Annotated in this window: 9 protein-coding genes and 1 pseudogene; 8 read left to right on the forward strand and 2 right to left on the reverse strand. The window is 43.5% G+C overall.

The genetic code is table 11. The features are described 5' to 3' along the window. On the forward strand, nucleotides 1-835 hold an 835-nt coding region (locus F6J99_RS14875; protein WP_293113597.1), incomplete at its 5' end, for a cytochrome P450. Between the two features lie 374 nt (nucleotides 836-1,209). Beyond that, nucleotides 1,210-2,802 (forward strand): cytochrome P450, encoded by a 1,593-nt coding sequence (locus F6J99_RS14880; RefSeq protein WP_293113598.1) that lies wholly within the window; start codon nucleotides 1,210-1,212, stop codon nucleotides 2,800-2,802. A 268-nt stretch (nucleotides 2,803-3,070) separates the two neighbouring features. On the opposite strand, the pseudogene F6J99_RS14885 reads toward F6J99_RS14880, so the two are convergent. Next, nucleotides 3,071-4,307 (reverse strand): annotated as a pseudogene (locus F6J99_RS14885) (transposase). Nucleotides 4,308-4,516: 209 nt separating this feature from the next. On the opposite strand from F6J99_RS14885, the gene F6J99_RS14890 reads away from it, so the two are divergent. Then, complete coding sequence (locus F6J99_RS14890; protein ID WP_293113599.1) at nucleotides 4,517-5,044, forward strand: hypothetical protein; 528 nt, start codon at nucleotides 4,517-4,519, stop codon at nucleotides 5,042-5,044. A gap of 10 nt (nucleotides 5,045-5,054) precedes the next feature. Here the strand turns inward: F6J99_RS14890 and F6J99_RS14895 are convergent, their stop codons facing one another. After that, a complete protein-coding gene (locus F6J99_RS14895) occupies nucleotides 5,055-5,270 on the reverse strand; it encodes a hypothetical protein (protein WP_293113600.1) in 216 nt (71 codons plus the stop codon). A 203-nt stretch (nucleotides 5,271-5,473) separates the two neighbouring features. Here F6J99_RS14895 and F6J99_RS14900 point away from each other — a divergent pair, with 203 nt between their 5' ends. The 5 genes from F6J99_RS14900 to F6J99_RS14920 all read left to right on the forward strand — a co-directional run bounded on the left by F6J99_RS14900 (nucleotide 5,474) and on the right by F6J99_RS14920 (nucleotide 10,555). Continuing rightward, nucleotides 5,474-5,950: a hypothetical protein gene (locus F6J99_RS14900; protein ID WP_293113601.1), complete on the forward strand. Its 477-nt coding sequence runs from the start codon at nucleotides 5,474-5,476 to the stop codon at nucleotides 5,948-5,950. Nucleotides 5,951-6,327: 377 nt separating this feature from the next. Next, nucleotides 6,328-6,888, forward strand: coding sequence for a Uma2 family endonuclease (locus tag F6J99_RS14905; protein WP_293113602.1), 561 nt, complete (start codon nucleotides 6,328-6,330; stop codon nucleotides 6,886-6,888). A 519-nt stretch (nucleotides 6,889-7,407) separates the two neighbouring features. Next, nucleotides 7,408-8,319: a hypothetical protein gene (locus tag F6J99_RS14910; protein ID WP_293113603.1), complete on the forward strand. Its 912-nt coding sequence runs from the start codon at nucleotides 7,408-7,410 to the stop codon at nucleotides 8,317-8,319. Nucleotides 8,320-8,357: 38 nt separating this feature from the next. Then, entirely contained in the window at nucleotides 8,358-9,410 is a 1,053-nt protein-coding gene (locus F6J99_RS14915) for an LLM class flavin-dependent oxidoreductase (protein WP_293065843.1), read from the forward strand. 38 nt (nucleotides 9,411-9,448) lie between these two features. Continuing rightward, the gene (locus F6J99_RS14920; protein ID WP_293113604.1) at nucleotides 9,449-10,555 is read left to right on the forward strand and encodes an alkene reductase; all 1,107 of its coding nucleotides are present in this window, start codon (nucleotides 9,449-9,451) and stop codon (nucleotides 10,553-10,555) included. Nucleotides 10,556-11,062 lie beyond the last annotated feature (507 nt).

Genomic DNA, 11,062 nt, shown 5'->3' on the forward strand with positions numbered 1-11,062 from the left:
TATGAAATATTTGCCCACTAAGGCTTCACGAGATTACTGGAGAGCAATGGCATATTTAGAGGGTTTGATTGGTCCGAGAGTGGACAAGGCCTTGAAGATGAGAGAAAAAAACCCGACTAATTGGACGCAGGTAAGTCCAATGTTCCAGGAATCGATGTTAGTGAAAATAGCGGCTAAGGAACCAAAATATACTCGGAAAAGACTGATAGCAGAAGGGATTGGAATGTTGATTGCTGGTACTGATACCACAGCTCATACTTTATCCTTTGCAGTAGGAGAGTTAGCTTTAAATCCCAGGGTTTTTCAGAAAGCACAGGCTCTGGTTGACCAATGTTGGCAAAGTAATGGTGGTATTAATACAGAAAGTCTGAAGAAATTGACTTACATCAGTGCGGTTATTAAAGAAACTTTGCGCCTTTATTCAGTCGCCGGAGGTTCCACTTCCTTGGAGGCTGAACGTGATACCGTAATTGAGGGCAACTTGATTCCTCGTGGCACGATTATCTCCTGGTCAATGCTGGCTGCTGGGCGAGACCCAGAGGTCTATGGCAACCCCGAGGAATTTTGGCCAGAGCGTTGGTTAGACCAGGGCAAGGGCAGTAACCCACTTCCCATGATAACCTTTGGCTCAGGTTCTCATCGTTGCTTGGGAGAGCATCTGGCCATGGTGGAAGCAACGGTAATGCTAGGAATGCTGCTCCGTTATTTTGATTGGGAGTTGGTCAATGGTCGTTCATCTGTTGAACAGTTACAACAGAACCTTTTGATGTATCCGTCTGATGGGATGCCAGTGCGTTTTAAGGCTAGAGACTTCCAGTGTATTGAAGAAACTTAATGGGCTCTCCTAGGATGCCTAGGATAAATTAGTACAAAATAATAGCTATAGCCTTTACTGAATAAGGCTAAGAATAATTTAAAAATATAATTTCAATAAAAATGTATGGCTCTCCTAGACTCATTTACTATAATCAGTCTAGGAGAGCCACTTAATGTTGCTTTCAACAGCTGTTTGCTGGAGATGGCTTGATTGGTGTTACTGGTGGTATCAGTGCGATTCTCGAACCGATTATGTTTCGTAGTAATAGGACTTACGCAAATCCCTCAATTTAACGCTACCTGTATGGTGGGCAAAACCTTGCCCACGCTACCCATGGATTCTGTGCGTAAGTCCTGAGTAAAAGTTAATAGTTGTTAAACTAAGGCGGATTCATGTTCCAAGAGATTGCGGCTCAAATTACTTTTTCTCCCTCCTTGCCCTATTTAGCCACAGCCTTAGGGGTGACTAGCATCGGGGGACTACTGGGCTGGCGCTGGTGGCAACGAAAAAATACTTACAAATCCCTAGAGTCACTCCCCTGTCCTCCCAAACACTGGTTATTGGGAAATCTTCCTCAAGTATTAGCAGCAGTCAAACAGAAGAAATTCTTCCAATTATGGTTTGATTGGAGCAAGCAGCTCGGCCCGATTTATGTTTTCTGGATGAACCCTCCACTTCTGGTTTTGGGTCAGCCAAAGGTGATTGAAAACACCATTGTGAATGGGATGAAAGATGGAAGCTTGGTTAGGTATGAGCGAATCCGTAAAGTTTCGAACGAATTTGGTGGTGCGCCCGTTCTTGTCGGCCAAAACGGGAGTGAGTGGCAGTGGCGACGCCAGGCTTGGAATCCTGAATTCAGTTCTAGAGGTCTGTCCAAATACTTTAACATTATTAACCTTGCCTGCGAACAAGTAATTGCCAGACTTCAGCAAGATAGAGCGCAAACAGAGGTAAAGGTCGATTTCCTGTTTGTGGAACTAACCATGAAGGTGATTTCGAGTTTAGTGCTCGGAATTCCTGTGGATGGAAAATCGTCTAGTTCTGAAGGACCACCCCTCGATATTCTAAAGGCTCACGAGGCGATTTCTATTTTGGGCTATCGGACCCTACGGTTAATTACTGGCGAAAAGAGATGGATGAAATATTTGCCCACTAAGGCTTCACGAGATTACTGGAGAGCAAGGCGATATTTAGAGGGTTTGATTGGTCCGCGAGTGGACAAGGCCTTGAAGATGAGAGCACAAAACCTGACTAATTGGGGCCAGGTAAGTCCAATGTTCCAGGAATCGATGTTGGTGAAAATAGCGGCTAAGGAACAAAAATACACTCGGAAAACACTGATCGCAGAAGCTATTTTACTCTTGATTGCTGGTACTGATACCACAGCTCATACTTTATCTTTTGCAGTAGGAGAGTTAGCCTTAAATCCAAGGGTTTTTCAGAAAGCACAGGCTGTAGTTGACCAGAGTTGGCAAAGTCCAGGTGGCCTTAAGGGTGGGATTAATACAGAAAGTCTGAAGAAATTGAGTTACATCGGTGGGATTATTAAAGAGACTTTGCGCCTTTATTCAGTCGCCTCAGGTTCGACTTCCTTGGAGGCTCAACGTGACACCGTGATTGAGGGCAACCTGATTCCTCGTGGCACGATCATCCGGTTTTCAATGCTTGCTGCTGGGCGAGACCCAGAGGTCTATGCCAACCCCGAGGAATTTTTGCCAGAGCGTTGGTTAGACCAGGGCAAGGGCAGCAGCCCACTTCCCATGATAAATTTTAGCTCAGGTTTTCATCGTTGCTTGGGAGAGCATCTGGCAATGCTGGAAGCAACGGTAATACTAGCAATGCTGCTCCGTTATTTCGACTGGGAGTTGGTCAATGGTCGTTCATCCCTCGAACAGTTAGAACAGAACCTTTTGATGTATCCGTCTGATGGGATGCCAGTGCGTTTTAAGGCTAGAGACTTGGAGTCTATTGAAGAAACTTACTAGGTTTTAGGGAGTAGGGAGTAGGGAGTAGGGAGTAGGGATTAAGGGCAGTCATGGGGGTTTCCACGGGGCTGACAATGGTTTTATGGGTAACCTATCTCTTAATAAGAGACCTTCATGATATACCCAGTCGTGCCCCTGACCCCTCACAGGTCTCCTCAGCTTAACGGTAAGGTATGAAGAGCATGTTAAGCTTTTGACATCCTCCCTCGGTAAATCGGAGATTATACCGTTCGCGTAGCGGCTCCAAAGGAGCTGGGATTCCTAAACCTCACGATTTAGGTTTACTGTTTTTGCGGCACTTATCTAGACTTTTGCGAGTCCCCGACAGTACGCCTACACAGTCAATTTCCTCCACGATCTGCCCGACCGCAGTGACACCACGCTGACAAATCACTTTTGCCGCTGCTACATCTCGGTTGCATTCATAACCACATTCAGGGCATTGGTGAAGCCGCTCAGACAAATCTTTTTTGCCTGTATGCGCTCCACAGTCAGGACAAATTTGACTGGTATATCTGTAATCAACTTTCGCGAAATATACCCCTCGTTTCCAACATACCCAAGACAGAATGGTTAAGAATTGACCAAAACCTGCGTCAAGAGTATGCTTTCCTAGCATTCCTTTAGCCCAAGTTCTAAAGTCTAGATCTTCTACAAATATCATCCCCGCTTGGTCACACAAATGATGAGCTAGTTTAAAGTGAAAGTCTTTGCGAGTATCCGATACTTTCTGATGTAATCTAGCAATTTTTTGATTGAGTCTATGTCTATTGCTCGACCCCTTTCTCTTTAACTTGAGCCTACGTTGCAGTAATTTAAACTTGCTGTGTAATTCCGTTAAAAATCTCGGGCGTTCTATTAACTCGTGATCAGAGGTTGCTAGAAACTTATCCAGTCCTAAATCAATTCCTAATGGATGACCAGAAGGCGGATGATCTCGAATGTCTACATTACTTTGTAATGCCAACATCACAAAATATCTGTGCTTCACGTCTGATCACCCGTACCTGTTTAAGCTGAAACCCTTCAGGGATTGGGCGAGACCACCTGATCTTAACCCGTCCGATTTGAGGGAGTTTTATCCCATCTCGTTTTATAGGATTACTGCTAAATTGTGGGAACACAAATGACCGCATTCGGTACTTATTCTTAAACCGAGGGAATCCGTAACCCTGTGCCTTCATATTTTTAAATGCTCGGTCTAAATTCCTAAGAACTTGCTGTAAAACCTGAGCGTTTATTTTTTTGAGTTCTGGGTTGGATTTCTTGGCTTGAGTTAGACGAGCTGCTTGTTCTTTGTATCCTGGGTATGGTGCATCCCCAGGGATAATGTACTCTTTTTCAATAGAACAAGAATTAACATCACACTTCCTACTGTTAATCCAGTCCTTTCGTTCTTGGAGTGCATAATTCCACACCTTTCTACAGCCTGCCAGAATCTCTTCAATGATGGCAATCTGCTTTGGGGAAGGGATCAATTTATACTCGTAGGTTAGTGTTAGCATCAGTCTATTCTAACACATTCCTACAAGAATAGCGTTCCTGTGTAAGAAGTTCATAATCGGGAGGTAAGGCTGTCGCGTTGTCGCGTTTTTGTTTGTTGGCTGCGATTCATCTCACCGTTAAGCTGAAGCTATAACGGGAGTACTCTCCCAGCATATTATGATAGACTATAATGCTCTCGACCACTATCTTATCATAGGCACGGACAACTATGCGACCTGATTTGCAGGACTTGGTGATTTCAGAGGACTATCTATCCAATTTGATTGGGGAGAAGCCAGAGCGAGTCAGAGGTTTTTTCCTAGAGAAACCAAAAGAACCAGGAGATTTCCTGATCAAATTAGGTAGAGGGTCCTTTCTATGGCTGAAATATAAGGCAGTTAGACGGCTGGTGAAAGAAGTGGATCGATACAATACGGTGATTAGAGCTGTATACATTAATGATCAATTGGAAGAAGCTGGTAATCCAGGTGTTGGTCTGAGTAATCGGGAGCGAGTGCTCGAAGCCCTTGGGGTGATGAAAACGGATTTAGTGCGTGCTTTGAAGACAGAACGAATTCTCAGGGAGAATAAGCAGTTTATTACTAAGAATCCTCAGCTATTTACTACTAATTTAACCACCTTGACCGCCCTGCACTTGAGTGATCAGGCCAGTGAGTATGGACGAGTGCTAGACCAAGCCTTGCAGGTGGCAGTGGGGGTACAAGAGGAAATGAGAAAATTGCAGAATCAGCGTTAGAGGCTCTATTTTAGGGAGCCGGGAGTCGGGAGTCGGGAGTCGGGAACAGGGAATAGGGAACAGGGAATAGGGAAAAATCCTGTGTACCTGAGGTGCGACCCGTGGGGAATTTAATTCTTAATGGGTCAAGGGCACCTAAGGTTTTAGGGAGCAGGGAGTAGGGAGTAGGGAGCAGGCAAGAGGCAAGAGGCAAGAGGCAAGAGGTGAAAAATCCTTTGTACCTCATAGCTATAAGAAACGCTATATTATCCAAGGGATAATATTTAATTTATTTAAATTACCGTCAAAAAATAGGTTAATTTTTAATTTTTAAGAGTAGTATATCGATTCCATAATTTACTGGGAATTCTAAGAATAGATGGCAAAAGCATAGGTCTGGCATGACGCTTGATTGTCATTATTCATTCAGAGAATTACAGGAATTGTACAATGCCTTATCAAAATATTACCGGTACTCTTTCCGAAAGAGATGTCCAGGAAATCCAAACCGCCCTACAAACGATTGAACAAAAGCTGCCTTTCTTAATTAATTTAACGATTGAGGAACGACGTAGGCTGTTTAAAATGGGTTCAAAAAGTCTATCCTTTGTTAACAATAGCCTCACTGCTGCCCAATCTAACCCCAAGATTCTACCTGCTAGCTTTGACCTAGAAGAGTTTGCACGGGACTATCAGCTAGCCGTGAGTCTGACCGATGTCTTATTCCAACTCCGACAATTAACGGAAAAGGTGGATGATACCTTAATGGCAGTCAGCTCTGAGGCTATGAACAGCGGTCTACAAGTCTATGATTACATCAAGACGGCTGCCAAAAGGACTCCCGGTCTAAAAACCATTGCTGAGAGTTTAGGGCAACGCTTTAAAGTTACTCGTAATAAGTCTGCTAAAGCCAATTCTCAGGCTTAGGTGCCAACAAGGCTTCGGTCGAAGCTCTGAACCTCGTGAACGAGTATTTGAATCTCGTGAACGAGTCTCTGAACCTCGTGAACGAGTAGTTGAGTGTCGTGAACGAGTAGTTGAGTGTCGTGAACGAGTAGTTGAGTGTCGTAAACGAGTATTTGAATCTCGTAAACGAGTATTTGAATCTCGTAAACGAGTATTTGAATCTCGTGAACGAGTCTCTGAATGTCGTGAACGAGTATTTGAGTGTCGTGAACGAGTCTCTGAAACTCGTTCACGAGCCTATGAACTTCCCTAGGGGATCCTCTGGGCCTCGTTCACGACCCTCTGAGGGTCGAAAGACCATCCCATCCCTGGTTTTTTGAATATTGAGGATAATTAGGATGACCACAGTATTAAATCTAGAGCCCATTACCACTCTGACCAGAGAGCAGTTTTATCGCTTATGTAAGGCTAATCCTGATTTACAGCTTGAACGTTCACCCCACGGTAATTTAATTATTATCACTCCTTTAGGCGGAGAAAGTGGTAGTATTGAGGCGAATCTGATTGGTGATCTAATTATCTGGAATCGTCAGACTCGGTTGGGGGTTGTCTTCAGTTCTCAGACTGTGTTTAGTTTACCAGGTGGTGGCGATCGCTCTCCCGATGTAGCTTGGGTAGCCCTGGAACGATGGCAAGCATTGAGTCAAACAGAAAGAGAAGGTTTTCCACCGATTTGCCCCGATTTTGTGATTGAGTTGCGCTCACGGACAGATCGATTAAAGCCCCTACAGGAAAAAATGCAAGAGTATCTAGCCAGTGGCTTGCGTTTGGGTTGGTTGATTAATCCCCAGGATAAACTGGTAGAAATTTATCTGCAAAATCAACCTGTAGAAGTAGTAGCAATGCCTGTAGTGTTAACAGGAAATGAGGTGTTACCGGGGTTTAGCTTGGAATTATAAAACTTAATTTGGTTAGCGTGATCAGTTATACCAAATCCAGAAAGCAAAAACCGGATTAGGATTAGGCTCAAACCACCGTATTATAGTCAGAGTAAGACAACTATTTTTTACTGTCTATACTAACTGGGTTTGATAGTATAGCAGTGGAAGAAAAGCTTAAGACATCTTCTGCTTCCTGCTCCGAAGCTCCCTGCTCCCTTTCAACTAAAAGACTATGTCTTAAACTATACTTCCCTTGCTATATATAGCAATACTAAATAATTGGTGAAATATATTGGCTAAAGCGATCGCTGTAATCCTTGCTGGGCAACGATTACATATTTTGATTATTTGACAAATGATGTAAAATTGCTATATGCCCTGAAGCCATAATCAGGAGCTACACAGCCAGACTCTTCAAAGCCGTTTATCCTGATCAATCAAACGCTGACATCAGTGTAATTACGGTTAATAAGGTTAATAAATCGGTTGGCTGGGTAGTCCTAATTATGTTTCCCAATCCTGTGCCAGACATGATCTATGGAAAATACATTTAATATTTGGTTTGGACAAGAGAAAACATTCTGTAGTTTAAGCAGAGATAAAATTGATTTGTACCTCAAGATTCCCATCCTCGGAGGACAATCAACAATTCATTATCCTAGGCAATTCGGAAAAGTTTACAGCCAGCAAGGGTTTCATTTGCTGGAAACCGACTCACAGTTGATAGGTGCTTTGGCACAACCAATAACCTATCCCCTAGCCGAGGATATATATAAGGTCTACCTGAGTTTGCTGGAAGTGACCCGAGGCTGGAATTTATGTAGAATTTGGAACTATGTTCCCTACATTAACGATAAGACGGGAGGTCTGGAGAACTATAAATCGTTTTGTCAGGGTAGATCCCTAGCGTTTGAAAATTTTTATGGGGCAGACTTTCGGGTAAAATTACCAGCAGGAACTGGCGTGGGAATTGCTGATGACACCTATGGAATCTATTTCATTGCGGTGAAGGAAAACATCAGGAATGTGGAAAATTCCGAACAAGTTTCAGCCTACTACTACCCGTCTCAATATGGGCCACGTTCACCTAGCTTTGCTAGAGGAACTGTGATTAAACCCAATGGTAAGCGGATTGGCTACCTGTCAGGAACAGCTAGCATCAAAGGCCATCAGTCTGTAGGCAAAGGGGATATTGGCAAACAGTTTGATATCACCCTTGATAACATGGGGCTGGTGTTTGAAGGTATGGGCTTTAACCGTGGACTCCCAGATCCAATGCAAAGCGATCGCGCCTTCATCATTTACCTCCGCGATCCTTCTGATTTGCCAGTGGTTCAACAGATGGTTAAGAACAATTTCGCGGTTTCTGATCGGCTGATCTATTTGCATTCAAATATTTGTCGGGCAGATCTGGACATTGAAATTGAAGCCACCATCACTGAAAAGTAGCGATCGCATTTTTAGTTTTTAACCCTACCCTAAAAATAATGGAATTTGGTGTACAGTTTTTTCCCGATGTTAGCCCTCAACAGAAGTCAGGAGCCCAGTATTTTAACGAAGCTCTTGATCTGGTCAGTCTGTGTGATCAACTCGGTTATACTAGTATTAGGATTGTAGAACACTACTTCCATAGATATGGCGGATACAGCCCTAATCCCATCGTTTTTCTGACTGCTGCATCCCAACGAACTCAAAACGCTCGCCTGATCACTGGAGCTGTTTTGCCTGTCTTTAACAATCCACTCAAATTAGCTGGCGAAATTGGTATGCTCGATGCCATTTCCAACGGACGTCTGGAAGTTGGCTTTGCTCGTGGATTTCTTCCCCATGAATTTGCCCGATTTGGGATTGATTTGAACGAGAGCCGCAGCCGCTTTGAAGAAGGGATGGAACAGGTACGTTGCCTGCTCGAACAAGAAAATGTGACCATGGAGGGTCAGTTTCATCGCTTTGAGAGCGTTACGTCTTTGCCCCGTCCTACTCAAACTCCCCGTCCTCCTTTCTGGGTAGCTGCTCTGGCTACCCCCGCATCCTTTGTGGCTGCTGGTAACAAGGGTTATGGAATCATGGCAATTCCTTTGGCAGGTGGGAAAATGGCTGAGTTAATTAAGCTATATCGAGATGCCTGGAAGTCCGCTGGTCATCCAGGCCAGGGTCGGGTAATGTTGGCTTTTCACATGTTCTGTGCCCCAACGGCTGAGAAAGCGATCGCAATTGCTCGTCAACCCTTGAACGACTATTTGAAATCTTTGGTAGAAGCGGCTTCTGATTGGTTAATGGATACCCATTCGGCGGACTATCATAGCTACGACAAAATCATTGCTGGACTAAAGCAGGAAACCTTTGAATCTCAGGTAGAGAAGGGAGCTGCTTGGATTGGTACACCTGAACAATTGCAATATACTATCCGTAGCTACTATGAACAAGTTGGGGGCTTTGACTTGGCTTCTATGCAGGTTAACTTTAACACCATTTCCGTAGAAAATGCTGCCGCTTCGATGAGGCTTTTTGCTAAGGAAGTGATGCCTTGTTTTTGTTAAAATAGATTTGATTCAATTTCAGTTCAGGGGTACAATAAATGACGGATCCACTCTCTTTGTCCAAACTACTAAGCCCTTTTGAATTAGGTGATTTATCTTTAAAAAACCGAGTAGTAATGCCTCCTTTAACTAGAGGTAGAGCAGTTAATCTGGGTATTCCCAATGATTTAATGGTGGAATATTATACTCAAAGAACTGGAGTAGGTCTAATTATCACTGAAGGGACTTTTATTTCCCCTCAAGCTAACGGTTGGGTAAATGCTCCTGGTATTTATACTCTGGAACACACTGAAGGGTGGAAAAAAGTTGTTAGTGGTGTACACTCTAAGAATACGCCATTATTTTTGCAGCTTTGGCACTGTGGTCGGGCTTCTCATAGTAGTTTCCATGATGGTAAGCTAGCTGTTGCTCCTTCAGCCATTAAAATTAACGAAGAATATGTTCATACCCCTCAGGGAAAACAGCCTCACGAAACCCCACGAGCCCTGGAAACTGAAGAAATACCCCAAATAGTAGAAGACTATAAAAAAGCGGCTGAAAATGCAAAACAGGCAGGTTTTGATGGGGTAGAAGTTCATTCAGCTAATGGTTATTTACTGGACTCTTTCCTGCAATCTAAAACCAACCAAAGAACAGATAACTATGGTGGTAGTATTGAGAATAGATATCGTTTACTCAAAGAAGTAATCGAAGCTGTAATAACTGTTTTTCCAGTCAATCGAGTGGGGGTTCGTTTGTCTCCTAATGGTGTATTTAATGATATGGGGTCTGTGGATTATCGTGAAACCTTTCTTTATGTAGCTAAAGAGTTAAACAGTTATGGGTTAGCTTATATCCATATATTAGATGGATTGGAGTTTGGATTTCATGAATTAGGAGAACCCATGACTTTGGCTGAGTTTAAAAACGTTTTTGATGGTCCAATTATTGGTAATTGCGGCTATACTCAAGAAACAGCCGAAGCGGCAATTCAAGAAGGTTTGGCAGATTTAGTTGCTTTCGGAAGACCGATTCTGAGTAATCCAGATTTGGTTGATCGCTTCGCTAATAATTGGCCTCTCAATCCTATTCCAGATGTGAAACTTTGGTATTCTCCAGGTAAAGAAGGTTATACTGACTTTCCTACTTATAAGACGGAAAACTAGCGAAGTTCTTACTAAGGTAAGCATATGCGCTACGCGCACGCTACGCGAACAGCGGTCAGCGGTCAGTTGTCAGCTAATCCATCCCAGGCTCCAAGCTTGGTAAGTATTCAGCTATCAGCATATGCGCTACGCGCATATGCTTACGAAGCTTGTACCACGAGTCATGGACTTTTCCCCAGACTTTCAATTCTCATTAATCTCGAACTATTAATTTTCTCGTTCTAGGTTTATTTTAAGCACCGATCTAGTAGCGTGAGCTTTTAGCTGACGGCTGTTCGCGTAGCGTGAGCTAAAAGCTCACGGCTGACGGCTGAATACTTACAATTAAACCAAGTTTAGCATCCGTATTTGATTAGTATGGATCATCAAATGAAGTAACAACATTTGCTTCTAACCACTTAGCGTTCGCGTAGCGTGACGTTCCGTCAATCGCATTTTGGCTTTCTTGGTCTGTTGCTAACCTTTCCATCATTACCACAACATCCATTTCTGGGACATCTAGAGAAT

Source organism: Moorena sp. SIO4G3, assembly GCF_010692305.1.
GTDB lineage: Bacteria > Cyanobacteriota > Cyanobacteriia > Cyanobacteriales > Coleofasciculaceae > Moorena > Moorena producens_A.

Coding starts and splice junctions, on each gene's coding strand:
- F6J99_RS14880 (WP_293113598.1), top strand. CDS start 1,210: ATGTTCCAAGAGATTGCGGCTCAAATTACTTTTTCTCCCTCCTTGCCC.
- F6J99_RS14890 (WP_293113599.1), top strand. CDS start 4,517: ATGCGACCTGATTTGCAGGACTTGGTGATTTCAGAGGACTATCTATCC.
- F6J99_RS14895 (WP_293113600.1), bottom strand. CDS start 5,270: ATGAGGTACAAAGGATTTTTCACCTCTTGCCTCTTGCCTCTTGCCTCT.
- F6J99_RS14900 (WP_293113601.1), top strand. CDS start 5,474: ATGCCTTATCAAAATATTACCGGTACTCTTTCCGAAAGAGATGTCCAG.
- F6J99_RS14905 (WP_293113602.1), top strand. CDS start 6,328: ATGACCACAGTATTAAATCTAGAGCCCATTACCACTCTGACCAGAGAG.
- F6J99_RS14910 (WP_293113603.1), top strand. CDS start 7,408: ATGGAAAATACATTTAATATTTGGTTTGGACAAGAGAAAACATTCTGT.
- F6J99_RS14915 (WP_293065843.1), top strand. CDS start 8,358: ATGGAATTTGGTGTACAGTTTTTTCCCGATGTTAGCCCTCAACAGAAG.
- F6J99_RS14920 (WP_293113604.1), top strand. CDS start 9,449: ATGACGGATCCACTCTCTTTGTCCAAACTACTAAGCCCTTTTGAATTA.